The organism is Acinetobacter sp. CIP 102637, assembly GCF_000368425.1.
GTDB classification, from domain to species: domain Bacteria; phylum Pseudomonadota; class Gammaproteobacteria; order Pseudomonadales; family Moraxellaceae; genus Acinetobacter; species Acinetobacter parvus.
This window is the reverse complement of the sequence record NZ_KB849435.1, coordinates 1,009,971-1,034,981: the sequence shown is the minus strand read 5'-3', so window position 1 is coordinate 1,034,981 and position 25,011 is coordinate 1,009,971. Positions and strand designations below refer to the sequence as shown.

At 41.7% G+C, this 25,011-nt stretch carries 26 protein-coding genes and 2 pseudogenes; 17 read left to right on the top strand and 11 right to left on the bottom strand.

The window, feature by feature from the left end; genetic code table 11:
- Positions 1 to 73: 73 nt before the first annotated feature.
- Positions 74 to 973, top strand: coding sequence for a LysR family transcriptional regulator (locus F967_RS07995; protein WP_004799256.1), 900 nt, complete (start codon positions 74 to 76; stop codon positions 971 to 973).
- A 50-nt stretch (positions 974 to 1,023) separates the two neighbouring features.
- Here F967_RS07995 and F967_RS07990 read toward each other — a convergent pair whose 3' ends face one another.
- Both F967_RS07990 and F967_RS07985 read right to left on the bottom strand, forming a co-directional pair.
- Positions 1,024 to 2,040 (bottom strand): zinc-dependent alcohol dehydrogenase family protein, encoded by a 1,017-nt coding sequence (locus tag F967_RS07990; RefSeq protein WP_004799255.1) that lies wholly within the window; start codon positions 2,038 to 2,040, stop codon positions 1,024 to 1,026.
- Positions 2,030 to 3,025 carry a zinc-dependent alcohol dehydrogenase family protein gene (locus tag F967_RS07985; RefSeq protein ID WP_004799253.1) on the bottom strand — a complete coding sequence of 332 codons (996 nt, stop codon included), beginning with the start codon at positions 3,023 to 3,025 and terminating at the stop codon, positions 2,030 to 2,032. Before F967_RS07985 ends, F967_RS07990 begins: the two co-directional genes overlap by 11 nt.
- A gap of 464 nt (positions 3,026 to 3,489) precedes the next feature.
- On the opposite strand from F967_RS07985, the gene F967_RS07980 reads away from it, so the two are divergent.
- From F967_RS07980 to F967_RS07965, 4 genes are all read left to right on the top strand, one after another.
- Positions 3,490 to 3,765 carry a metal/formaldehyde-sensitive transcriptional repressor gene (locus F967_RS07980; RefSeq protein ID WP_004799251.1) on the top strand — a complete coding sequence of 92 codons (276 nt, stop codon included), beginning with the start codon at positions 3,490 to 3,492 and terminating at the stop codon, positions 3,763 to 3,765.
- Between the two features lie 21 nt (positions 3,766 to 3,786).
- The gene (locus tag F967_RS07975) at positions 3,787 to 4,899 is read left to right on the top strand and encodes an S-(hydroxymethyl)glutathione dehydrogenase/class III alcohol dehydrogenase (protein ID WP_004682263.1); all 1,113 of its coding nucleotides are present in this window, start codon (positions 3,787 to 3,789) and stop codon (positions 4,897 to 4,899) included.
- Positions 4,900 to 5,127: 228 nt separating this feature from the next.
- Positions 5,128 to 5,958, top strand: coding sequence for an S-formylglutathione hydrolase (gene fghA / locus F967_RS07970; protein ID WP_004799249.1), 831 nt, complete (start codon positions 5,128 to 5,130; stop codon positions 5,956 to 5,958).
- Positions 5,959 to 6,293: 335 nt separating this feature from the next.
- On the top strand, positions 6,294 to 6,596 hold the full coding sequence (locus F967_RS07965; protein WP_004679538.1) for a putative quinol monooxygenase: 303 nt from the start codon (positions 6,294 to 6,296) through the stop codon (positions 6,594 to 6,596).
- 85 nt (positions 6,597 to 6,681) lie between these two features.
- Here the strand turns inward: F967_RS07965 and F967_RS14735 are convergent.
- Positions 6,682 to 7,011: pseudogene (locus tag F967_RS14735) on the bottom strand (IS3 family transposase); the annotation flags it as partial.
- Positions 7,012 to 7,114: 103 nt separating this feature from the next.
- Here F967_RS14735 and F967_RS07960 point away from each other — a divergent pair.
- Positions 7,115 to 7,765, top strand: a pseudogene (locus F967_RS07960) (iron-containing alcohol dehydrogenase); the annotation flags it as partial.
- 75 nt (positions 7,766 to 7,840) lie between these two features.
- The gene (locus F967_RS07955) at positions 7,841 to 8,518 is read left to right on the top strand and encodes a type 1 glutamine amidotransferase domain-containing protein (protein WP_004799245.1); all 678 of its coding nucleotides are present in this window, start codon (positions 7,841 to 7,843) and stop codon (positions 8,516 to 8,518) included.
- A gap of 203 nt (positions 8,519 to 8,721) precedes the next feature.
- Here the strand turns inward: F967_RS07955 and F967_RS07950 are convergent, their stop codons facing one another.
- Positions 8,722 to 9,357: an alpha/beta hydrolase gene (locus tag F967_RS07950; protein WP_004757906.1), complete on the bottom strand. Its 636-nt coding sequence runs from the start codon at positions 9,355 to 9,357 to the stop codon at positions 8,722 to 8,724.
- Positions 9,358 to 9,481: 124 nt separating this feature from the next.
- Between F967_RS07950 and yaaA the strand changes: the two genes are divergently transcribed.
- Both yaaA and F967_RS07940 read left to right on the top strand, forming a co-directional pair.
- Positions 9,482 to 10,255 carry a peroxide stress protein YaaA gene (gene yaaA / locus F967_RS07945; protein WP_004799243.1) on the top strand — a complete coding sequence of 258 codons (774 nt, stop codon included), beginning with the start codon at positions 9,482 to 9,484 and terminating at the stop codon, positions 10,253 to 10,255.
- Between the two features lie 30 nt (positions 10,256 to 10,285).
- The gene (locus F967_RS07940) at positions 10,286 to 10,900 is read left to right on the top strand and encodes an HD domain-containing protein (RefSeq protein ID WP_004682255.1); all 615 of its coding nucleotides are present in this window, start codon (positions 10,286 to 10,288) and stop codon (positions 10,898 to 10,900) included.
- A 43-nt stretch (positions 10,901 to 10,943) separates the two neighbouring features.
- On the opposite strand, the gene F967_RS07935 is transcribed toward F967_RS07940, so the two are convergent.
- The 5 genes from F967_RS07935 to F967_RS07915 form a co-directional block, all read right to left on the bottom strand.
- On the bottom strand, positions 10,944 to 11,729 hold the full coding sequence (locus tag F967_RS07935; RefSeq protein ID WP_004799241.1) for a thiazole synthase: 786 nt from the start codon (positions 11,727 to 11,729) through the stop codon (positions 10,944 to 10,946).
- A gap of 22 nt (positions 11,730 to 11,751) precedes the next feature.
- A complete protein-coding gene (gene thiS / locus F967_RS07930) occupies positions 11,752 to 11,949 on the bottom strand; it encodes a sulfur carrier protein ThiS (RefSeq protein ID WP_004679529.1) in 198 nt (65 codons plus the stop codon).
- Between the two features lie 9 nt (positions 11,950 to 11,958).
- Positions 11,959 to 12,324, bottom strand: coding sequence for a DUF423 domain-containing protein (locus F967_RS07925; RefSeq protein WP_004799236.1), 366 nt, complete (start codon positions 12,322 to 12,324; stop codon positions 11,959 to 11,961).
- Positions 12,325 to 12,431: 107 nt separating this feature from the next.
- The gene (gene rpoH, locus F967_RS07920) at positions 12,432 to 13,301 is read right to left on the bottom strand and encodes an RNA polymerase sigma factor RpoH (RefSeq protein WP_004679525.1); all 870 of its coding nucleotides are present in this window, start codon (positions 13,299 to 13,301) and stop codon (positions 12,432 to 12,434) included.
- Positions 13,302 to 13,432: 131 nt separating this feature from the next.
- Positions 13,433 to 13,672 (bottom strand): sulfurtransferase TusA family protein, encoded by a 240-nt coding sequence (locus F967_RS07915; protein ID WP_004799235.1) that lies wholly within the window; start codon positions 13,670 to 13,672, stop codon positions 13,433 to 13,435.
- 356 nt (positions 13,673 to 14,028) lie between these two features.
- Between F967_RS07915 and F967_RS07910 the strand changes: the two genes are divergently transcribed.
- The 3 genes from F967_RS07910 to fba all read left to right on the top strand — a co-directional run bounded on the left by F967_RS07910 (position 14,029) and on the right by fba (position 16,766).
- Positions 14,029 to 14,241: a cold-shock protein gene (locus tag F967_RS07910; protein ID WP_004679521.1), complete on the top strand. Its 213-nt coding sequence runs from the start codon at positions 14,029 to 14,031 to the stop codon at positions 14,239 to 14,241.
- Between the two features lie 146 nt (positions 14,242 to 14,387).
- Positions 14,388 to 15,539 (top strand): ATP-dependent RNA helicase RhlB, encoded by a 1,152-nt coding sequence (gene rhlB / locus F967_RS07905; RefSeq protein ID WP_004799233.1) that lies wholly within the window; start codon positions 14,388 to 14,390, stop codon positions 15,537 to 15,539.
- Between the two features lie 189 nt (positions 15,540 to 15,728).
- On the top strand, positions 15,729 to 16,766 hold the full coding sequence (gene fba, locus F967_RS07900; RefSeq protein WP_004679518.1) for a class II fructose-bisphosphate aldolase: 1,038 nt from the start codon (positions 15,729 to 15,731) through the stop codon (positions 16,764 to 16,766).
- Positions 16,767 to 16,871: 105 nt separating this feature from the next.
- On the opposite strand, the gene F967_RS07895 is transcribed toward fba, so the two are convergent.
- The gene (locus F967_RS07895; protein ID WP_004799230.1) at positions 16,872 to 18,185 is read right to left on the bottom strand and encodes a peptidylprolyl isomerase; all 1,314 of its coding nucleotides are present in this window, start codon (positions 18,183 to 18,185) and stop codon (positions 16,872 to 16,874) included.
- Positions 18,185 to 20,659 (bottom strand): LPS-assembly protein LptD, encoded by a 2,475-nt coding sequence (locus F967_RS07890; protein ID WP_004799228.1) that lies wholly within the window; start codon positions 20,657 to 20,659, stop codon positions 18,185 to 18,187. The genes F967_RS07895 and F967_RS07890 overlap by 1 nt, the downstream gene beginning before the upstream one ends.
- A gap of 118 nt (positions 20,660 to 20,777) precedes the next feature.
- Here F967_RS07890 and F967_RS07885 point away from each other — a divergent pair, with 118 nt between their 5' ends.
- From F967_RS07885 to F967_RS07865, 5 genes are all read left to right on the top strand, one after another.
- Positions 20,778 to 21,791: an aminoglycoside phosphotransferase family protein gene (locus F967_RS07885; protein ID WP_004799225.1), complete on the top strand. Its 1,014-nt coding sequence runs from the start codon at positions 20,778 to 20,780 to the stop codon at positions 21,789 to 21,791.
- Positions 21,791 to 22,480 (top strand): N-acetylmuramate alpha-1-phosphate uridylyltransferase MurU, encoded by a 690-nt coding sequence (murU, locus tag F967_RS07880; RefSeq protein ID WP_004799223.1) that lies wholly within the window; start codon positions 21,791 to 21,793, stop codon positions 22,478 to 22,480. Before F967_RS07885 ends, murU begins: the two co-directional genes overlap by 1 nt.
- A 170-nt stretch (positions 22,481 to 22,650) precedes the next feature.
- Positions 22,651 to 23,286: a 16S rRNA (guanine(527)-N(7))-methyltransferase RsmG gene (gene rsmG, locus F967_RS07875; RefSeq protein WP_004761238.1), complete on the top strand. Its 636-nt coding sequence runs from the start codon at positions 22,651 to 22,653 to the stop codon at positions 23,284 to 23,286.
- Positions 23,287 to 23,304: 18 nt separating this feature from the next.
- Entirely contained in the window at positions 23,305 to 24,087 is a 783-nt protein-coding gene (locus tag F967_RS07870; RefSeq protein WP_004679507.1) for a ParA family protein, read from the top strand.
- The gene (locus tag F967_RS07865) at positions 24,084 to 24,971 is read left to right on the top strand and encodes a ParB/RepB/Spo0J family partition protein (protein ID WP_004682244.1); all 888 of its coding nucleotides are present in this window, start codon (positions 24,084 to 24,086) and stop codon (positions 24,969 to 24,971) included. The genes F967_RS07870 and F967_RS07865 overlap by 4 nt, the downstream gene beginning before the upstream one ends.
- Positions 24,972 to 25,011 lie beyond the last annotated feature (40 nt).

The following is a 25,011-nucleotide window of genomic DNA, read 5'->3' as shown; positions in this document are numbered from 1 at the left end:
GGTATAATAAATGAATAATATTATCTTTCAGAATTCCTATTTACGGAATAATTGCCATAACACAGGATTGGACATGCATAACAAATTGGAAATGATGCGTATCTTTTGTGTCGCAGCAGAGTCTCGAAATTTTAAAGAGGCAGCAACTCAGCTGGGTATTTCCCCACAGGTAGTGACACGGGCAATAAAAGAGCTAGAAGAGCAGCGCGGAGAGATTCTGTTTTACAGGAGTACTCGACAAATTAAAATTACCGCTGATGGAGAGCGTCTGGCAAAGCAAGCACGTTTTGCGGTGGGATCGATTGATGCTTTGTTTGTAAAAGACACCAAGGAAAAACGAGATGAAATACGTGGGACTGTCCGTCTTACTGTGTCGTCTGTGTTAGGGCGTAAATTGGTAGTACCTGCACTAGCAGAATTTGCCACACGTTATCCAGATATTGTCGTGAATTGTGTGCTAACAGATTCACACTCGGATGTGATCGATGAGCGGATAGATATCGGGATCAGATTTGGATTTTTGCCGGACAATCGATATGTGGCAAGGGAATTGGCTAAAGTGAACTTTTATTCTGTGGGTACGCCAGAGTTAATTGATAAGGTTGGAATGCCCAAAAAAATTATTGACCTTGATAAATACCCTCTAACAGCCCTAGTCGATCATAAAACAGGGCGTTACTGGCCATGGACATTCACCGAAAGTCGAAGCTTTACGCCATCAAAGCCTCGTTTTATTACAGATGATCTTGAAGCTGAATTTCAAGCTATTCTCGCTGGAGTCGGATTCGGACACATGCCTGGATTTCTAGTTTTGCCGTGGCTTAGGAGTGGTAAGCTCATTCAGATACTTCATGAGGAAACCTCTCCCGTTTGGCGCCTGTATTTATATCGTCCACAGCGGGGCCCGACACCTTTGCGAATCCGAGCATTGTTTGATTACTTAGCGGAAGTGCTGGGCCATATAGAAACCTGAATCAGATGGAACTAACCTTTTTTCTAGAAAGTAGAAATCCGATAAGACCATCATGTATTCAGAGTAACTACAATTTTTCCTATTTGCTGATTTGATTCAAGATAGCGCTGAGCGTCATGCATGTCCTCAAAGTTAAAGCAACAGTCGATCACTGGACGAAGATACCCTGCACCTATACTGCTAAGAATAAATCGTCTGGCTTGCTCCCTTAGAACAGGGTCATGGAGAACCTCAAGGAACAAAAAACCTCGCATGGTTAAGCTCTTGCGTAATGCAACTTTAAGGGGAAATGGTGTGATCTCCGGGCTAAGTGCACCATGCATAACCATAGTTCCTCCCACAGACATCGCTTTTGCAATCTGTTCAATATGTGGCCCTCCTACAGCATCGAAGGCGACATCAAGATGTTCTCCACCTAAACGTAAAACAAGCGCCTCATACAAATCTGGTTCATCTTCACTGGCTATAACATTTTTAACACCGAGATCCAGTAAACGTTGCTTTTTCTCTATCGTTTGTGTACTTGCAATGACCTTAGCACCCGCTGCTTCAGCTATCTGTATCGCAGCTAATCCTACACTACTTGAGGCTGCTGTGATCAAGATCGTTTTTCCTTTCGAAACTCCACCAGCATGGATTACACCACCCCAAGCCGTCAAATACTGCATCCAGATTGAAGAAGCTTCTTCCCAACTTAAACTATCGGGTTTGTGAACTAAAAAAGTTTCTGGAATCAGAAGCTTGTCCGCATATGTCCCATATTTGGCTAGATTGTCGGTCGGAAGAATCGATACTGCATCTCCTGGAGAAAATTGGCGTACACCTTCACCTATCGCCAGAACTACGCCTGCTCCCTCATATCCCAGACGAGAGGGGAATACTGCCTTTTGAATATAAGTACCACGCCGAAACATCACATCAGCCCGGTTGAGTCCGATCGTTTTCATCTGGATTAGAACTTCTCCTGCTGCTGGTAAAGCAACAGGAAGAGTTTCTAATGTCAGAACATCTGTATCTCCAATACTATTGAAGCGCCAAGTCTTGGCCTGAAGTGCGTTAAATGACATCAATCACGACCTTAATATTGGCAGAGCGATCTTGAACAGCATCATGAGCTTCAATCGCTTGGTCTAGAGTAAAATGACGAGGATCAACAATAGGACGCAGTTTACCTTCCTCAACGAGACGAGTCGCGATCTTAAGGATATCACCATGATGAGCACGGCGATTGCCTGTTAACATCGGCATTAGGACGAATACGCCAGACACTGTGGCACACCGTAGAGATGAACTCGCTAAATTATGATTACCAAATGCAGCACAGCTGGTAATGTGGCCATAGTGAGTTGTCATGGAAAGTGAAGCTTCGAGTACTGGACCACCCACAGTGTCGTAAACAATGTTAAAACCTTGACCCTCAGGGCTTGCAGCAATAATGTCATCGGAAGATGCTGTTGTGTAATCGAGAGGTGTTGCACCGAGTTCTGAAATCAGTGATTGATCAGCTGTACGACCAGTCGCCCAAACATTTGCATCAAGTGCTTTTGCAAGCTGAACCACCATATAACCAACGCCACCAGCACCACCCTGAACCAGTACAGTTTGCCCTGGTTGGACCTTCGCATTATCCACTAAACCTTCCCAAGCGGTGAGGAACGTCAATGGTAGTACTGCTGCCTCGCGCATAGAGATATTCCGTGGCTTTAATGCGATTAGATCAGCATCTGCTACAACATATTCTGCTAAAGATCCTTGAAGACCACGAACGCCACCAATCAGACCGTAAACTTCATCTCCGACATTGAAGTGGGTGACACCTTCACCAACAGCAGTTACAACCCCAGCCATATCCGTTCCCAATACGGCAGGAAGCTCTGGCATAGCATATGGTGCTTCACCAAGACGAATTTTATAATCAATAGGGTTTACACCACTCGCATGAACACGTACTAGAACTTGCCCAGCCTCTGGTTGAGGTATAGGCAGTTCTACACGTTTAAATTCATGATCACCAAAATTTTCTAGGATAAGCGCATTCATCATCTTATTCATAGTTGTTCCTTATTCTTAACTGGGGGATGATGTGCATAGTACCAAAGTAGATTAATCCAATAAATGATATTTATAGGATTTAATAATTCCTAAATAATGAATAATAAATATCATCCGCTCACTAAAAATATTCTAGTACAGTCTGTAAAGGCAGTTTAATCTAAACTGTCGGTAGTATTTTCAAGGCTTGAAACGTTCAAAATATCTACAAAGTGGCTAAAATTTGAAACATAATTCTAAAAGGTCACAGCTTTACCAAGAACATGAGGCAAAATAAAAAATGGGAGCTAAAGCCCCATTCTTTGTGACTTTGGCATCAGCTCTACGATGTTAATTTAAAAAAACTAAAAACAGGGATAGAAAATTTTCGTTAAAGATCTTTTTGATTTTCGATTTATAAAAAATATTGCTTTTTTTATACTATGGGGTACTATAGTATAAATGCTAGCAAATAAGGAGGTCTGATGCCTAATCAGGTTGAAGACAAAAAAAAGATTCTTCTACGCGTCAGAAAGATCAAAGGTCAGACGCAAGCAATTGAAAAAGCGTTAGAAGACAATGTGGAATGTGTTGCAATTCTGCAACAAATATGCTCTGTGCGTGGTGCTATTAATGGTTTAATGAATGAGATGTTAGAGGTTCATTTAAAAGACACTTTAGTATCAGGTGAAACCACAGAACAACAACGAAAAGAAGAATTGGCTGAAATCGCCAAGATTCTAAAATCATATTTAAAATAGATCTGTATAAGGAATTATTGCATGAAGTCACGTGCTGCCGTTGCGTTTGGTCCTGGTCAACCTCTTCAAATTGTTGAAGTTGATGTTGCACCACCGAAGAAAGGTGAAGTATTAATCAAGATCTCCCATACTGGTGTGTGTCATACAGATGCATTTACTTTATCTGGCGATGATCCTGAAGGCGTTTTTCCGGCTATTCTCGGGCATGAAGGTGCTGGTGTCGTAGTTGAGGTTGGTGAAGGCGTGACTAGCGTCAAACCAGGTGATCATGTAATTCCGCTTTACACCGCTGAATGTGGCGAGTGCCTATTCTGTAAATCTGGAAAATCGAACTTGTGTATTTCCGTTCGCGAAACTCAAGGTAGAGGCGTAATGCCAGATGGCACCACTCGTTTTTCCTACAATGGTCAACCGATTTACCACTATATGGGCTGCTCAACGTTCAGTGAATACACGGTAGTGGCAGAAGTATCATTGGCTAAAATCAATCCTGAAGCCAATCACGAACATGTCTGCTTACTAGGTTGTGGTGTCACAACGGGTATCGGTGCAGTACACAACACGGCTAAAGTACAAGAAGGTGATAGTGTTGCGGTCTTTGGTTTAGGTGGTATTGGTTTGGCAGTCGTACAAGCCGCACGTCAAGCTAAAGCAGGGCGTATTATTGTGGTTGACATGAATCCAGATAAATTTGCGCTGGCAAAAGAGTTTGGTGCAACGGACTTCTTGAACCCTAAAGACTACGATAAACCAATCCAGCAAGTCATTGTCGAAATGACTGGCTGGGGTGTAGATCATTCATTTGAATGTATTGGTAACGTGAATGTAATGCGTGCAGCCCTTGAAAGTGCACACCGTGGCTGGGGACAATCCGTAATTATTGGTGTAGCTGGCGCAGGTCAAGAAATCTCTACCCGTCCATTCCAACTGGTTACTGGTCGTAAATGGCTAGGTTCTGCCTTTGGTGGCGTAAAAGGTCGTACGCAACTTCCAGGAATGGTTGAAGATGCAATGAAAGGTAAAATTCAATTAGAACCATTTGTGACACACACGATGGGTTTGGATCAGATCAATGAAGCCTTTGATCTAATGCATGAAGGAAAGTCGATTCGTACTGTAATTCATTACGAATAATTCCGTCAGACCTTATACTTTTCCATGCATGTGAATCATGATTGACATGCATGGAATCCTCTAAAACGGCACATCATCTGTAAAACAGATCTATCTGTGTAGGCATCGTGTATAGGTTCAATCAACCTGCCTACATTTTAAATCTTTATGACTATTCTCTGTGGAGAATGTAAGACTCTTTGTTTACTCGATTTCTCATGAAGTCTTGCTCAACATAGGTAATTGATTATGGAAATAATTGAGAAACATGCTTCTTTTGGTGGATCGCAAGAAGTGTATCGCCATCAGTCAATAGCACTAAACTGTTTAATGAAATTCTCAATATATCTGCCACCTCATGATAAAGATGAGAGGTTGCCAGTTTTATATTGGTTATCAGGACTGACTTGCAACGAACAGAACTTTATTACTAAAGCCGGAGCACAAAAGTATGCGGCTGAACATAAAGTCATTATTGTTGCACCAGATACCAGTCCACGTGGAGAGGATGTACCAGATCATGCAGATTATGATTTAGGCCAAGGCGCAGGATTCTATGTGAATGCAACACAAGTACCCTGGTCACAGCATTTCAAAATGTATGATTATATTGTGGAAGAACTCAGAAATCTGATTGATCTGAATTTTCCGACCAACCAAGTCCAAAGCATTATGGGGCATAGCATGGGTGGTCATGGTGCATTAGTCATTGGGTTAAAAAACCCTGAGCTGTATAAAAGTATTTCTGCTTTTGCACCAATTGTTGCACCTAGCCAAGTACCTTGGGGGAAAAAGGCTTTTACACACTACCTAGGTGAAACCGAAACTTTATGGAAAAGCTATGATGCGATTGAATTAATCAAAAACGCTGAAGTTCATTTACCTATTTTAGTCGATCAGGGAACAGCTGATGATTTTCTTGAAGAACAGCTAAGGCCTAATCTTCTTAGTAATATTTGTTTGGAACAAGAATATCCTCTGACACTTAACCTAAGAGAAGGCTATGACCATAGCTATTACTTCATTGCGAGCTTTATAGAGAAACATATAGAGTTTCACAGCAAATTCCTAGCTAAATAACTTTGATAGATATGAGGATGTACAATGTTGTTCTTGAATGCTTCTTGAGCAATATAATTTCCAGATGAAGAGGTCAGCTTATAAATCTAAGGACGAGTCAATTGCTCCTTATATAACTAAGATTAAATTTAATCATCTCATATCTTGATTTTTTGATTCAAATGTTAATGATCTTAACTTGAATAAATTCATAGCATTATGTCGAAATAAACATCCAAATTTTGGCTCTGCTATGGAAAATTGTTTTTAACCTTTGTACAACAAAACTTTCTGACATACATAAATTATCAATGTCAGTATGAGTTTTAATTTTAATCAATTGTGGAGTTTTAGTCATGCTTAAAACAGCTTTATATGTCCGTCTTGAAGCTAAACCGGGTAAAGAAGACGAAGTGGAAGCTTTCCTTAAAGGCGGTTTACCAATTGTAATGGAAGAACCTGCGACAGTTGCGTGGTTTGGCCTACGTCTTGGACCTACAACATTTGGTATTTTCGATGCATTTCCTGATGAGGCGGGTCGCCAAGCACATTTATCTGGCAAGGTTGCAGCTGCTTTGATGGCTCAGGCCGAAGAGCTATTTTCAGAGCCACCGTCTATTGAAAAAGTAGATGTTTTGGCGAGTAAACTACCAGCTTAAACCGACGCTTAAATGTATAAGGGTGCTGCCTGAAATTTTGAATGAAAGGCAGCACTTCAACCCTGTGAGGTTTGTCAGAGGCTTTTTATTCAAGTTGGGCTACTTTATTTAATGGCTTAATCTCATCATTTACATGGGTCAATATCCAAAACAGGGTAAATAAACGAATGCAGCTATGTACATGCTTTATATTGAACCAATCTATCTAATTTACTGTCGCATTTGTACATCTGCTAAACCGTGCCAATCTGCTTTTAAAATATTTAATCATTGCTATTTTGTATGAGCCATTCACTGTTTTAGCCAATGCGTTCACGACCATGTCAGTAGTCATACGTGATGATACCTTCCATCCAACTATCGCTCGTGAAAATACGTCAATAATAAAAGTGGTATAGAACAAGCCTGAATTTGTTTAACCATCACTCAAGTTGGCAAGCTGAAATAATTTTTATAAAAATAGACGACTGGTCTATTTTATGTATAGTTAGCACATGGTGCAGTCAAAAGCCGCATTATTTTTCGTGCTTGATCCGAATAAAACCTTTAGCTTGCCGACGCGCCAGTTAGCAAATGGCGTGGTCGATGCATTTGTTCATGTCATGGAACAGTACTTAACTTACCCTGTCAATGCACAAGTACAAGATCGTTTTGCCGAATGTTTATTGCAAACTCTGATTGAGATTGGACCGAAAATCTTGGAAGATTCAGCAGATTATGACACGCGTGCGAATTTGATGTGGGCTGCTAGCATGGCACTGAATGGGCTGATTGGAGCTGCTGTACCACAAGATTGGTCAACCCATTTGATTGGACATGAGCTCATGGCTTTATATGGTATTGATCATGCTCGTACCTTGGCCATTGTATTGCCCGCCAATTTACAAGTGCGTCGTCAAGAGAAGCGAGAAAAATTACTACAGTATGCAGCTCGTGTTTGGCAGATTGTCGAAGGTGATGAAGAACAACGTATTGATACTGCTATTGCTCGTACTCGAGCCTTCTTTGAGCAACTTGGATTGCCGACTCGTCTTAGCGATTATGAACTGGGGGAGACAGATATTAAGATCATCATTACGCAACTTAAATCACACAATCTGACACAGCTAGGCGAACATAAAAATGTTTCATTAGAGATCAGTCGCCAAATTCTCGAGATGAGCATCTAAGCTAAATGCGCGTATCTGGCATGCTGTGACCCTGTAACAATGCTCCTCAATTCTGAAAATTATCGGAGAAATAACATGAAAATTTTAATCGTTTTAACCTCACATGATCAACTTGGCAATACTGGTAAGGAAACAGGTTTCTGGCTAGAGGAACTTGCTGCACCGTATTACACCTTTATTGACTCTGGCGCTGAAGTTACGCTGGCGTCGCCTCAAGGTGGGCAGCCACCACTAGATCCGAAAAGTAATTTAGCCGATGCGCAAACTGAAACCACTCATCGTTTTGAAGCTGATCCAACTGCAATGCAAGCATTGGCACAGACGCATAAACTTAGCGAAATTTCTGTAGCTGATTATGATGCAGTGTTTTATCCAGGGGGGCATGGACCATTATGGGATTTAGCAGAAGATCCGATTTCAATTTCTCTGATTGAACAGGCGATTCAATCTGGCAAACCTGTTGCAGCAGTCTGTCATGCCCCAGGTGTTCTTCGTCATGTGAAAGCGAGTAATGGAGCGCCTTTAGTTAGCGGTAAATTAGTGACTGGTTTCACTAATACTGAGGAGGCCGCTGTAGGTTTGACTGAAATTGTACCATTTTTAGTCGAAGACATGCTTAAAGAAAACGGTGGTCATTATTCTAAAGTGGATGATTGGCAAGTATATGTTCAAGTAGATGGCTTGCTGGTTACTGGACAAAATCCAGCCTCTTCTGCTGCAACCGCTACAGCATTACTTCAATTGTTGAAATAAAGAGTAGCTAGTGTCTGTTGTGGTGCTTAGCAGTGAATAAACTTCTGACTCTGAGCAACTGGCGCAATAAGCAAAATAACCCTCACTTAATGGTGACAGGCCTGAGTTAATAGCTTTTATTCGAGCTAGTCGAAAGTGGGTGAAGTATGTCAATTATCAATTGCAGAAGCTGATTGGGAAATGCGTAAGTCCTCGATATCTTGTTAAATCGACACGTTTAAAAAACGGCTAATCACTTGTTTGAGCTGTTTTAAATAGCCCGTAAAGAAGTGGTTTGCGCCAGGCAAGATGGTAATCGGATGCTTTTGTGGCTTTGCCCAGGCAATCATATCTGAAAGCAGGGTAATATCGTCCTGTTCCCCATGAACAAATAAAATATCCCCGTCAATTGCTGGAGTGGTGTAATGACGCAACTCGATCACTGAACCTGTGGGTAATCCACATAAAACCAGTTGTTTCGGACGTAGTTCTTGGCTGAGTTGCGCCTGACATTTTGCCAGTACATGCGAACCAAAACTAAAGCCACCTGCGTAGAATGTTAAGCCAGCATGTTTTTCACGGGCATATTCAATCACAGTCAGAATATCATCCGTTTCACCATGACCTTGATCATGTGTACCCTCGCTGCCACCCAGACCCCGAAAACTTGGACGATAGACCACACAACCCATTTCATTAAAAATCTGAGCCAGCAACACAGGAACCTTATGATGCGGTGTACCACCTTGTAAAGGATGAGGATGGCACACCACCGCAAAACCTGTCACTTCACCTTTAGGTTGATCGACAAATATTTCGATTTGACCAACAGGACCTTGAATGAATATTTGCTCAGACATAAGACATGGTATGGGTAATGGAAGAATCCACTATTTTACCGATAAAACTTAGCGAGAACACGAATTGGCATTAAAAATTATCAACTGTTATAGTTTAGGGAATTTAGATTCACTTTGATTGATTATGCTTGCCTTAATTTCTCCAGCAAAAACTTTAGATTACGAAACAGCTTTACCAACAGATACTTATACACAACCTCGTTTGTTACAACAGTCTCAACAATTGATTGACGTGTGCCGCAAACTTTCGGCAACTGAAATTGCTTCTCTGATGACAGTTAGTGAGAAAATTGCAAATTTAAACGTTGGGCGTTTCCGTGACTGGAATGCAGATTTTGATTTTTCCAATGCCCGTCAAGCCATGTTTGCATTTAAGGGGGATGTCTATACAGGTTTGGATGCTTATGATCTCGATGATCAGGAAATCGACTTCGCCCAACAGCATTTGCGGATGTTGTCAGGTCTCTATGGTTTATTGCGTCCTTTGGACTTGATGATGCCATACCGTCTGGAAATGGGCACAAAACTAAACAATACACGCGGCCATAACCTGTATGAGTTTTGGGGTGATATTATTACCGATCAGATCAATCAGGACTTGGCAAATATTGATGCAAAAGTATTGATAAATTTAGCCTCTGACGAATATTATAAATCTGTAAATGAAAAGAAAATTCAGGTGGAGATTATCAAGCCTGTATTCCTGGATCAAAAGAATGGAAAATATAAAGTCATTAGCTTCTATGCGAAAAAAGCAAGAGGTCTAATGGCACGATATATCATTAAAAACAAACTGAGTCAGGTAGAGCAGCTCAAAGCATTTAATAGTGATGGCTATTATTTTGATACTGAAAGTTCATCAGACAAAGAGCTGGTCTTTAAGCGGGATGAACAATAAGTAAATCAATAATTTTTAAAGGTGTTATCGATGCAGCAATATATACCAGCCCTAGAAAAATCATGGTTTGAGTTGCATCAACACTATCATTTTTCTGAACCACAGAAAATATTGAATAAACTCATCGCTGCCTATAGCGAAAAACAACGGGCTTATCATACCATTCAGCATTTATATGAATGTCTTATTTTACTTGAATTGGTTAAACCTTATTTAAATGATTTTTATGCAGTTGCTCTGGCACTCTGGTTTCATGATGCTATTTATAATCCACAAGCCAAAGACAATGAACTGAAAAGCGCAGAGTTGTTTGAACAGTATGTGACTGCTGATTTATCTGATCAAACGGTTATCAAAATTAAGCAATGGATTTTAGCCACACAAAAACATGCAACAACAGATGAATTGGATTTACAGTTTTTACTGGATATTGATTTATCGATTTTAGCAGCATCGCCAGCACGTTTTGTAGAATATGAACAACAGATTCAAAAAGAGTATGTTTGGGTTGAACCAGAACTTTATGCAGTGAAGAGAAAAGAAGTTTTACAGCATTTTTATCAAACACAACCGCTTTATCAGACTGAATATTTTCAACAGAATTTTGAGTTACAGGCAAAGCAGAATTTAAATAGGGTGCAATGATAATTGCACCTTTTTATAACAAAATGAATATGTTTTTGATGAACTATTTGAAGAAATAACCCGTCTCAGGCGAACTTGCATTTGCCATGCGCTTACGTGGCATACGACCTGCTAAAAAGGCTTCACGACCTGCTTCAACCGCTTTCTTCATGGCAGAAGCCATTAAGATCGGGTTTTGAGCAGCCGCAATCGCTGTATTCATCAAGACACCGTCACAGCCCAATTCCATTACAATCGCTGCATCACTGGCTGTACCGACACCTGCATCGACCAGCACAGGTACTTTGGCGTTTTCCTTGATAATCGAAATAGTGTGTGGATTGAGAATGCCTAAACCAGAACCGATCAGGCTACCTAAAGGCATGATTGCCACGCAACCCATACTTTCAAGTTCTTGGGCCACAATTGGGTCATCCGAGGTATAGACCATGATCTCAAAACCATCGTCAATCAAGGTTTGGGCCGCTTTTAGTGTTGCAGTGATGTTTGGGTATAAGGTTTTCTCATCACCTAGAACTTCCAGCTTGACCAGATTGTGTCCATCTAAAAGTTCACGCGCCAGCATACAGGTACGGATTGCGCTATCCGCATCAAAGCAACCTGCGGTATTTGGCAGGATGGTATATTTCTCAGGTGGAATCACTGAAAGTAGGTTAGGTTGATCTGCATGTTGTCCAATATTGACACGGCGAATTGCCACCGTCACAATCTCTGCACCACTGGCTTGAATGGCTAAATCAGTTTCATTTAAATCTTTATATTTGCCTGTTCCGACCAATAAACGAGACTGGAAAGTACGTGAGCCAATAATTAAAGGGGAATCTTGCATGGGCTACTCCATTTTTAGCCGATTAGCCGCCACCAACAGCTTGAATAATTTCAATACGATCTTCGGGAGCAATTGTGGTTTGCTCAAGTTTACTTTTCGGAATGATCTGTTGATTTTTCTCCACAGCGAAGCGTTTACCCTCTAAAGCCAACACCTGAATCAATTGCTGTAGGTTTTCACAAGTCGTGTCAGTCAACTCACCATTTAAATAGATGTGCATGATAAATCCTTATTTCGCATGCTTAAGCGCTTGCCATGCGAGCAAAAGCCAACCTGTAATCATAAATGCACCACCAATCGGGGTGATCGCACCTAAGATTTTCGGTAGGCCAAGTGCCATAATGTACAACGAACCGCAGAAAAAAATGATACCAATTTGCATCAAAATAAAAGGAATTTTTATTGGCAGAGTTGGTGTGGTTTTATGAAGCACACCTAAAATCAGTAAGCCAAGGCCATGATAGAAAAAGTATTGGGTTGCCGTACTCCACCAAGCCAGTTGCTCAGGTGTGGCAAAAGATTTGAGTCCATGCGCACCAAAGGCCCCTAACATGACCGCAAGCGCGAGATTTAGCGCAGAGATTGCTATCCACATAATGATAATGGAACTAGAAATTTGATGAACAAACTTAACATATTCGGGTGTTTAAACAAAGCCAGATAAAACAAAAGGGCATGAAAGCCCTTGTGTTTGATGTCATCTTAACTCGCAGACATGGCGGTTTTGATTTTTTCCATTGCATTCTTTTCAAGTTGGCGAATACGTTCTGCAGAAACGTTATATTCAGCCGCAAGTTCATGCAATGTCGATTTATCATCATCGAGCCAGCGACGTTGTAGAATGTTACGTGAGCGATCATCAAGTTGATCCATAGCCTCATGTAAGGCAGTGGTGCTCTGTTCCTCGTAATCTTCTTCTTCAATCAAGCGCGCAGGGTCGTAACGATTATCTTCCAAATATAGTGCAGGGGCGGTATGTGGAGTATCGTCATCATCATCGCCCTGTGCTTCAAAAGCAGCATCATAAGCGGTTAAACGACCTTCCATTTCAAGCACTTGCTCAGGTGTTACATTCAAATCATTTGCAATTGAGCGTGCTTCTTCTAAGGTCAGTTTTTTACTTGATTTTTTAAGACTACGCAAATTAAAGAATAATTTTCGCTGTGCTTTGGTAGTAGCAATTTTGACAATACGCCAGTTACGAATCACATATTCATGGATTTCGGCTTTAATCCAGTGCACAGCAAAAGAAACTAGACGAACACCCATGTTTGGGTCGAAACGTTTAACCGCTTTCATTAGTCCAAGATTGCCTTCCTGAATCAGGTCACCTTGTGGAAGGCCATAACCTGCATAGCTACGTGCAATATGTACGACAAAGCGCAGGTGTGACATTACCAAAAGTTTGGCAGCATCAAGGTCTTGGTCATAATAGTAACGCTCAGCAAGTTCTTTTTCCTGCTCAGCCGTTAAAATTGGAATTTGATTGACAGTACTGATATATGCACCAAGGTTTACACCTGGCGCAGACAATGACAGGGGCATCAATTGATTGCTGCTGTCAGTAGTCATGGAGTCTCCTTATAGGATTATATTTAAGTCAACAATTTCATCTTAATGCGAATAGACTTCATCACTAAGGAAATTTGAGTATAGAAATGTAAATTTAATGCATTTATCTTTAGTCAGAGTTTAGCAAAGAATTACATAGATTCAATTAAATAGTGAAACTCATTGTCTGAAATTTTTTGAGGCTGGCATTGAAGTTGCTGGATTTGGCAATATCGTGTTACATCAATTTCACTATGTGGGTCGGATGACTTGAGTAAAAACTGCTGTTTTTCGGGTGCCTTTTTTAAGGCACGTTTCAACATCAACAGTGGCATTGGGCAGGGCTGCCCTAGGGCATCAATAATCTCAGGTGAACTGGAAATAAGAGTCATAATCGTTTAAACCGCTGAATACGTCATTATCTTAGCAAATTTTCTTGTGACTTTAGAGGGGAAAATCTCATTAAAAAAACAGCTAAATGATTGAAAAAAACAGATAGAAACATCAGAAATAACTTAAAATAAATCTATTAATTATCATAAACCCATGTTAAGCTCGATGCGTTTTAGAAAGTGTTTAATTAAATTTTATTGTATTAAACCCTATAACAAATGGATGTAACCGGAAATTGTTGATAGTTTTACAGAATGATTACAAGCTTTAAAATTATAAAAATTTTAAAACCTTGTTGGCTCTGCTGTTTGCAACACCGGAAGGTCCTTATCTTTCAATATCTGAGGATTGACTTATGACAGCTCGTGAACAAGGCGTAGTAAAGTGGTTTAACGACACTAAAGGCTTTGGTTTTATTCAGCGTAATGGTGGTGATGACGTATTCGTTCATTTCCGCGCAATTATGGGCGATGGCCACCGTTCTTTACGTGACGGCCAACGCGTAGAATTCAACGTAGTTCAAGGACAAAAAGGTTTCCAAGCTGAAAACGTTCAGCCTTTAGACTAATTTGTTGCTTTAACCCCCTATAGTTCCCCCTTAATAAGGGGGAACTATAGGGGGTTATAAAACGCTCCAATCTTATTGGGGCGTTTTTATTTTTTATGGTTTATAATAGCGACTTTCTTTTGCTCATTGATGGTTCGAGTGCATATATGACATCTGGTTTTGAAACCTTAAATTTACATCCGCAGTTAAAAAAAGCGATTGATGCTTTGGGTTTTACACAAATGACCCCAATTCAGCAAAAGGTTTTAAAATATACGTTGGCAGGACATGATGCCATTGGTCGAGCGCAAACGGGTACAGGCAAAACAGCGGCCTTTTTGATTAGCGTGATCAATGATCTACTCAATAATCCTATTCAGGACCAGCGTTTTCGTGGTGAACCGCGTGCCTTGATTCTGGCACCGACACGTGAGTTGGCTTTACAGATAGAAAGTGATGCTCAGGCTTTAACAAAATTCTCAAATTTGCATGTTGTCACTTTGTTGGGTGGTGTTGATTTTGACAAGCAAAAGAAAATGCTGGACAAGAATTTTGTCGATATTATTGTTGCGACTCCTGGGCGACTGATTGATTTTGTGGAGCAAAAAGAAGTCTGGCTTGATAAAATTGAATTTTTAGTGATTGATGAGGCGGATCGTTTGCTGGATATGGGTTTTATACCTTCAGTAAAACGTATTGTGCGTTATTCGTCATTTAAGGAGCAGCGTCAAACATTGATGTTCTCGGCAACGTTTAGCTACGATGTTCTCAATCTTGCACGCCAATGGTTATTTGAACCTGTTACGGTTGAGATTGAGCCTGAGCAGAAAACCAATGTCGATGTTGAGCAACGCGTGTATGTGGTTGAGAAAAAAGACAAATATAAGCTTCTACAAGAAATTTTGCGTGATGAGCCTATTGATAAAGTCATGATCTTTGCGAACCGTCGGGATCAGGTTCGCCGTTTGTATGACCATCTCAAGCGTGATGGTTATAAGGTTGGGATGTTGTCGGGTGAAATTGCCCAGGACAAGCGCTTAAAGATGCTGGACCAATTCAAGCAGGGCAAGCACAACATTATGATTGCAACCGATGTGGCAGGTCGTGGTATTCATGTTGATGGTGTGTCGCATGTGATTAATTTTACCTTGCCAGAGCAATCGGATGATTATGTACACCGTATTGGGCGTACAGGACGTGCAGGAGCGCAGGGCATAAGTATTAGCTTCCTATCTGAAGATGATGCTTTTTATCTGCCAGAAATTGAAAAGGCGATTGGTAAAAAATTACCTTTGACTCGTCTGGATGGGTATTGTTAATTTTAATAAACCCAGCATAAATACGGAAAAGACCAAATTGTTCATAGATTTGGTCTTTTTTTATTGCAAAATACAATTCGTTCACCAGATTGCACAAAAGATCAGGGATTTTTTTTGATTTCCTGTGATTAGTTGCTGAATTGAAATAAATCAGCATGTAGAATATGGCGCATTACCTGGGAGGATATTATGGCACTCATCTCAATGCGCCAGCTCTTGGATCACGCTGCGGAACATAACTACGGCGTACCAGCATTTAACGTAAACAACTTAGAACAAATGCGTGCAATCATGCTCGCTGCGGATGCAACAAATTCACCTGTAATCGTGCAGGCTTCGGCTGGCGCGCGTAAATACGCAGGTGCACCGTTCCTCCGCCACCTTATTTTGGCAGCGATTGAAGAATGGCCGCATATTCCTGTGGTAATGCATCAGGATCATGGTACAAGCCCTGATGTTTGTCAGCGTTCGATCCAGTTGGGTTTCAGCTCAGTCATGATGGATGGTTCATTGGGTGCAGATGGCAAGACACCAACCTCATACGATTACAACGTTGATGTAACTCGCCGCGTGGTTGCGATGGCGCATGCATGTGGTGTTTCAGTTGAAGGTGAGATTGGCTGTCTAGGTAGCCTTGAAACTGGTATGGCTGGTGAAGAGGATGGTGTTGGCGCAGAAGGCGTACTTGACCATTCTCAATTGCTGACTTCTGTTGAAGAGGCAACCTCGTTTGTGGCAGATACCAATGTTGATGCTCTGGCGATTGCTGTTGGTACTTCACATGGCGCGTACAAGTTTACTCGCCCACCTACAGGCGATATTCTGGCAATTGACCGTATTAAAGAAATTCATGCTGCACTGCCAAACACGCATCTTGTGATGCATGGTTCAAGCTCCGTACCACAGGAATGGTTGGCTGTGATTAACCAATATGGTGGTGATATTAAAGAAACTTATGGTGTGCCTGTAGAGCAGCTTGTTGAAGCAATCAAACATGGTGTGCGTAAAATCAATATTGATACTGACTTGCGTTTGGCTTCAACGGGTGCAATGCGTCGTATGATGGCTGAAAAACCAAGTGAATTTGATCCGCGTAAATTCTTTGGCGAGACAGTTGAAGCAATGAAGCAAATCTGTATCGATCGTTATGAATCATTTGGTACAGCAGGCAATGCTGACAAGATTCGTCCAATTTCTTTAGAGAAGATGGTTGATCGTTACAAATAACTCATTTGTAGCTAAAAACAGCGGCATTTGCCGCTGTTTTTTCTTTATCGAGTAAATAAAATGCCAGCTCTTATACAGGCTGGCATTTGCATTAAAGTAGCTGGATTATTTTTGTGGAGCTTTGGTGTCTAGGTTGGCATCTTTAATTTCAACATAGGCATTGGCGCGAAGTTCACGTGTCCAGCTATCCACTTCGCTATCAAACTGACGTTCACCTAAAATCTGGCGAGCCATACGTTCCTGAACTTCCTTGGTCATGTCCTGCTGGCGAGTATCTGTAACCTGTAGGATATGCCAGCCAAACTGGGTCTGGAATGGTTTACTGACTTGACCAACTGGTGTGTCTTTCATGACCTGTTCAAACTCTGGAACCATCATACCAGGGCTCACCCAGCCGAGACTACCACCATCACGGGCAGAACCTGTATCAGTTGAATAGGTTGCGGCCAATGTTGCAAAATCTTCGCCTGCTTTTACACGCTTGTAAAGACTTTCAATCATTTGCTTGGCACGGTCCAGGGTTACAACTTCTGATGGTTGGATCAGAATGTGGCGTGTTTTGTATTGAGAGACCAGAGCTTTTTGGTCATTCTGTTTGCGTTCAAGTAATTTAAGTACGTGGACGCCATCACGAACATTGATCAGTTCAGTGGTTTGACCTACTTTTAATGGGGTGATGCGCGCTGAAAGTTCGGTAGGAATATCAGACAGTGGGCGGAACCCCATATCTGCACCATCAACCTTAACGGTTGAGGTGGATAGCTTTGAGCTAATCGTTTTAGGATCATTACTTGTAGTCAAAGCCTGCTTAACTTCTTGAGCGACTTTTTGCACTTCATCGGTATTTTCACCTGAAATACGCATATGAATGACGTGTGCCTGAATCCCTAAGGCAGCCTGGCCTTCAGGTGAGTTTAGGAAATTCTCAACATCATGGTCGCTGATTTTAATACGCGACATCACCTGTTGTTGGCGCAGGCGACCAATGGCTAAATCTTCAGCAATTCGGTTACGTAGATTTTCATAAGTGCCAGGTGCAATGGCATCCAGCTTCTGCTGGAAAGCCTCTAATGTGCTGGCACCTGACTGGTTTGCAACTTTTAGTACGGCTGCATTCAGGCTTTTCTCGTCTGGTTTAATGCCATAGCGTTTTACTTGCTCTAACTGGGCTTGACGAACGATCAACTGGTCCAGCACCTGCATTTGTAAATACTGTTGAGGTGGAACCGTTTTATTTTGTGCTTTTAGCTGGTGTTCCGTTTCCGCAACTCCTTGCTCTAAGTCACTTTTAAGAATAACACTATCGTCCACAATTGCGACAACCTCATCCGTAGGTTGGGCAAAGCTTTGCATTGATGAAGAAACTAGGGCAGCGAGAACAGTGGCTCTAAAGATATGTTGAAAGTGTTGTATCTTCATTAACGTTGTGTCCAAGATTGATTAATTTTGTTGAAACCTAAAACTCTATTTTCCAGAAGAGAGGCAAGCTTGTTGTTTAAGCCCCCTAAACCTTTCAGGGTAAACTCGGCCATAACTGCACGTTTTTTGCGAACATCTGGAGAGTTTGGATCATCCAGGTCGTTATAGTAGGAACGACCATAGGCTGAAACAGCCCAACAGCAAGACTCATAATTGATGCCAAGCAGGTACTCGCGCATTAGTTTGTTGTCCAGGTCATATTGAGCATGGCCCATGATACGCCAATTATCCTTTACAGGTTGTATAAAGGATGCAACAACCTGATCGTAATAATTCTGACGGTCAGGAATATTTTTACGGTAGAAATAGCCTAAGTTATATAAGTTACCTTGATCGCCTGTATAGTAGGCTTGCACATCTCGCTGAGCATTGTCACCATTCGACATCCAAGCTGAATTGGCGTTAATGGTGAAATTCTGGTTGAGCTGACTAGATACACTGACAATTGGACCTGTCTGACGCTGGGTGTCAAATTCGTCAGGCTGTTGGTTTAGGCTGACACGTCGATCACTAAAATAATAGCTTTGACCGACACTGGCGCGAATACGCTCCAGACCTTCTGTATCCAATAAACTATAGGTTACACCCAATGACAAAAAGTTGTTGTCATCCAGACGGTCATGGCCATAGAAACGGTAGGGGTTAAAAAGCTGGTCGTAGTTGATCGAGGCTGTGGTTGAGTCAAAGTTTGGATAATCATCCTGCTTTTTATAAGGTGAGTAGGCATAAAAAGCACGTGGAGAAATACTGTGCAGGTATTTGCCCTCTTTTTCAAAAGTGACCCCCGTTGCCAATGTAAACTGAGGCACTACAACAGATTTTTCTAGATCATCTGACTTGGACAGTCCAATACTCGCCTTGGAGTCCTGATCATAGAATGTATTGATGCTGCGCACAGAAACTTCTGGGATGGCATATAACCATGATGGTGTGATGTAGTTATAGCGAACGGCAAACTGGTTGTAGATACGCGTACCACTTGACTCTAATGCTGAATCATCACCAATCGACTTTTTGAAATATGCAGTGTCATTATTAAATTCATACTGTAATCCCTGTGGATCGCCTGTAACGTAATTTAATAAAAATTGCGGTAGTCGAGCATAAGGCTTGTCTGCATCTTTGATGGTTTTATCCAGTGTCTGGAAATCTTCAACTTTCAACTGAGTCTTAAGACCAGGAATACCATTTTGATAATTCAGTTCCCAGGCGCGACGTAGATTCAGATCGGTTTTGCTATTTGGATTATTTTCAAAGTCTGCGAAATAATCCTTATCTGATGCATAGTTATATTCTAAATTGGTCGACCATTGATTATTCATTTTCCAGTAATGGATGAAATGCAGGTCATCACGGTCTTTATTGTCATATTGATTGTCGTTTGGTAAATATCCGCCCCAGATTCGACCTGAACCAAAATTCTCAGTCATATAGCGGAATTCACCATCCAGCTTGCCACCGCGTCTACTCATAAAGCTTGGAGTAAGCGTTAAGTCGTAGTTTGGTGCCAGATTAAGATAAACAGGCACGCCAAGCTGTGCACCACCATCATTGGTATAACCGAAAGTAGGGGTTAAAATACCTGTGGTACGGCGGTCATCAATCGGGAAATTGAAATAGGGTACGGCAAGTACAGGTATATCTTTGACATAAAGCTTGGTGCCACGTGTTACACCACGACCTGTATCCTGATTCAGTTCAATTTGTTTTGCCTGAATTTTCCAGGCTGGTTTTTGTCCAGGTGGGCAGGCGGTATAGCTTGCATCTTTTAAGACAACCAGGTTTTCATTCTGACGCTGGATTTGACTTGCATAACCATGCGCATGCTGCTGTTCAGAGATATAGAAACTATTGTTTAAATCACCTGTCTGTGTTTTTAGGTTGTAGTCAATCTCATCACTTTGCGTGAGCAGGCCTGATTGTGCAAGCTGCACTTGTCCTTGCGCTTTTGCATGGGTTTGGGTTGAATCAATGGTGACCTGATCTGCGCGAATACTGCGCCCTTCCTGATCAATCACAACATTGCCTTGCAGGAAAGAATCTCCCTCAGGGTTGTAATGACCATAGTCTGCGGTGATTACTGAAGTGGTGTTATTGGCATCGGATGGCTTGGTTTGTGGATTAATCGGGGTAATCCATGTGCCCTGACAAAAGGAAGAGCTTAAATAGCGATTGTCGCGTAACTGGGCTTCTGCTGCTGATTTGTCCACATAATATTGCTGGAAAAACTTTTCACCCTTATAGCTTTCTTGCTTTGGCTGAGCCTGATTTTGTTGGGTGATGGCTTTAAGCTGTTTATTGTCAAGCGTAGAGACGGCATCAGCTGAAGCTGCGAAACCTGATTGAATCGAGCCGCCACACAAAAGTGTCAAAATAGCTGTTGCTAAAGGATTAAATTTAAACTGATGTTTCATTGTCTCATTAACCAGTACGCTAATTCACAATTAATTATTGTCGCATCATAGAGAAAAAGTTGATAAGTGGCTACACTTAAGCTTTCAAAATCTCAGCTAGTTTTAGATTTTATTGCAAATGAATACACAACGTGAACAATTGATACAAACTTGGCTTCAAGCCGTTCTTCAGTCCGATCAATTTGAGATCAGTTTTTTGGCAGGAGATGCAAGCTTTCGACGTTATGCGCGAATCAAGTTACAAAACAAAACCTATATGCTCATGGATGCGCCACCTGAAAAAGAAGACTGTATTCCATTTGTGAGTATTGATGAGTTCTTTGATGGACATGGGGTTCGTGTGCCACATATCGTCGCCAAGGATTTAACCCAGGGTTTGTTACTGCTTGAAGATTTTGGTGATGTGGTGTTGTCCACTTTATTGAATGACGAAACTGTTGACCAATACTATGCACAAAGCTTTAAACAGTTGATTGAGTTGCAGCAGATTGATGGAAAAAATCATTTACCTGCCTATTCTTATGAAAAGCTGATGACAGAAATGCGTTTATTGACTGAATGGATGTTACCATCCTTGAATATTCAGCCTACAGAGCAGCAGCTTGAAACCATTGAGCAGGCATTCGACTTCCTTGCGATTGAAGCAACGCATCAGCCACAAGTCATCGTGCATCGTGATTTTCATAGCCGTAACTTGATGAAAATCGACAATGAGCAAGAGCTTGGTGTGATTGACTTTCAGGATGCAGTGATTGGTGCAGATACCTATGATCTGATCTCGATTACCCGTGATGCTTATGTACAGTGGAATGCTGAGCGTGTCTACGAATGGTTTGAGGTGTTCTATAACTTATTACCAGCGGCAGCAAAAGAAAACCGTAGTTTCGAGCAATTCAAGCGAGATGCAGATTTGATGGCGATTCAGCGTCATCTGAAAATTCTAGGTATTTTCGTTCGCCTGTTTGAGCGTGATGGTAAATCAGGTTACTTAAAAGATTTACCACGAGTAATGTGGTATTTGCTTGAAGAAAGCCAAGGTTACGACGAATTGAATGACTTTATGCAGTTTATTCGTGATGTGGTCATGCCTAAATTTACTGCAAAATATGGTAGCTATGAGGTGGTTGCATAATGAAAGCGATGATTCTTGCTGCAGGGCTAGGGAATCGCATGCGTCCGCTAACCCTACATACTCCTAAACCTTTGCTTGAAGTGGGTGGAAAACCGCTGATAGTTTGGCATATTGAAAAGTTGCAAAAGATTGGTGTGACTGAGATCGTCATCAATACCGCATGGCTAGGCGAAAAACTGGCGAATGCGCTGGGTGATGGTTCTCAATTCGGTGTCAAAATCCTATGGTCACATGAGGGTGAGGGTCTTGAAACCGCAGGTGGAATCATCAATGCCTTGCCATTGTTGGGTGATGAGCCATTCATTCTGGTAAATGGAGATGTCTGGACCACCATGGATTTTGCTTCATTATTAGATGTTCAGTTAGGTGAGCAGCAGGCACATTTGGTCTTGGTGGAAAATCCCCCACAACATTTAAAGGGTGATTTTATCCTTTCTAACGGGCTGGCTTATACCTTTGAACAGGAACAGTTGGGCGAAGCATTAACTTATAGCGGTATTGCCGTGCTTCATCCGCGGATGTTTGTTGGCCTGGAAAATGGCAAGCGACCTTTGGCGCCATTGTTAAAACAGGCAATGCAGCAACAGCAGGTTTCGGCTGAAAAATTACAAGGGATTTGGGTGGATGTTGGCACACCTGAACGTTTGGAGCAGCTAGATCAACAAATTAAGCAAAATAAGTTTTCGTAGTAGGTTATTGTCTTTGTTTGATTTGTATGGAAAAAGACAAAAGCCTACAGGATTGTGCAGTTTATCATGTTTGCCACTGTTTAACTGCATAATCGTTCAACAAGTCCTACTGTGCCTTGCATCAGAAATCGGTATACTGCACGGCAAGTTTATCGAGATGTTATACCGCTATGCATCCTTTTTTTCAAGAATTAAAGCAAGGTAGCCAGGCTTTGGGTTTAAACCTGAGTGATGAGGCCTTAACACTCTTATTGAAATATCAAGATGCTTTGGTGCTATGGAATAAAGCATATAACCTGACAGCAATCCGTGACCCGAAAGAAATGCTAGTGAAACATTTACTGGATAGCCTGAGTATCCTGAATGATTTGCCTCAGGGCCGTTTGCTCGATGTGGGAACGGGTGGTGGCATGCCAGGCATGATCATTGCCTTATGTCAGCCAGAGCGTTCTTGTGTGCTTCTGGATTCCAATGGAAAAAAGATTCGTTTTTTAAAGCAGTTTATTGCTGATCTAAAGCTTAAAAATGTAATTGCAGTGCAAACACGTGTAGAAAATGAAGACAGTATTAACGAGCTTGGTCATTTCGATGTCATTACAAGTCGGGCCTTTGCCTCTCTGACTGACTTTGTCGATGCTGCACAACCTTATATGCACGAACAGAGCATTATTGCCGCAATGAAAGGCTTAATTCCAACCGACGAAGTTGAGCAAATCAAAGATCAATATTCATGTACGGTGATCGAACTTCGTGTACCAAGATTAGATGAACAACGTCATTTACTGTTACTTCAACGTATTCAATAAAAAATATTAAGGGTAGTCATGGCTCAAATTATTGCAATTGCAAACCAGAAAGGTGGTGTAGGGAAAACCACGACCGCAGTGAATCTTGCCGCATCTTTGGCAATTTTGAAAAAACGTGTCCTGCTGGTCGATATGGATTCACAGGGTAATGCCACTATGGGGTCTGGCGTTCAAAAGAATGACTTGCTTTATTCAGTGACGGATGTGCTGTTGGGCGAAGTGCCCATTGAAACAGCCATTCAAAAGGCTGAGGTGGGTTATAAGGTCTTGGGTGCAAACCGTGAGCTTGCAGGGGTGGAGCTTGTTATTGCGGAGCAGGATGGGCGTGAATTTATCCTGAAAAATGCCTTGCAGGAAGTCGCGTCCTCATTTGACTATATCATTGTGGATTGTGCCCCAAGTTTGAGCCTCATCACTGTGAATGCCTTGGCAGCGGTTGATGGTGTGATTATTCCAATGCAGTGTGAATATTATGCTTTGGAAGGTCTGGCTGATCTGACCCAGACCATTGACCGTATACAAAAAGCCCTCAATCCAAACTTGGAAATCATTGGGGTGTTGCGTACCATGTATGATGCCCGTAATGCCCTGACTCGTGATGTGTCGGCAGAGTTGGAGCAGTATTTTGGTAAAAAATTGTATGATACGGTGATTCCTCGAAATATTCGTTTGGCTGAAGCGCCAGCACATGGTTTGCCAGTGATCTATTTCGAAAAAAGTTCAAAAGGTGCGGTTGCCTATTTAAACCTTGCCGCAGAAATGTTGAAGAAAAGTAAAGTGAAAAAAGGAAGTGCTGTATGAGCATCAAAAAACGCGGATTGGCTAAAGGTCGTGGTTTAGATGCGCTATTGGGTTCAATTCAAAAAGAAAAACTGCAACTCGAAGCACAAGCCCTGGATCATGGTGAACTCAAGCAGATTGATGTCAACTTATTAAAACGTGGCGAATATCAGCCACGCCGTTTTATTCAGGAACAGGATTTACAGGAACTTGCGTCATCCATCGAGAAGCATGGGGTGATGCAGCCAATCGTGATTCGTCCTGTTGACGATGAACAGCACCCTTACGAAATCATTGCGGGTGAACGTCGTTGGCGTGCAGCGCAGTTAGCGGGTTTAACTCAAATCCCTGCCATTGTTCGTGAACTGAACGATCAGGTCGCAATTGCATTGGCACTGATTGAAAATATTCAGCGTCAGGACCTCAATCCAATTGATCAGGCAGTTGCTTTGCAACGTTTTCATGATGAATTTGGTTTAAGTCATCAGGAAATAGCCGATACTGTGGGTAAAGCCCGTACCACAGTGAGTAACTTATTACGCTTACTCAGTCTGGCTGACCCAATTAAGGACCTGATGCAACAGGGGCAGATTGATATGGGACATGCCCGTGCCATTCTCACCCTGAAAGCCAAAGACCAGATTGACGTGGCGCAAATCGTGATTGAAAAAGCCCTGTCAGTGCGTCAGACTGAACAACTGGTACGTGAGTGGTGTGAACCAAAGCCTGAAAAGGAAAAGGTGCAGGTTTCTCCTGATATTGAACAATTGACTCAGAAACTGTCGGAACGTTTTGGGGCAAATGTGAAAATTGACCATAACCAAAAAGGTAAAGGAAAAATGGTCATTCATTACCACTCATTGGATGAGTTGGATGGAATTTTAAATATTTGTTTACCTAACTAATATTCAAGGTGCGTCCTTTTATATTTTAAATATTATTGGG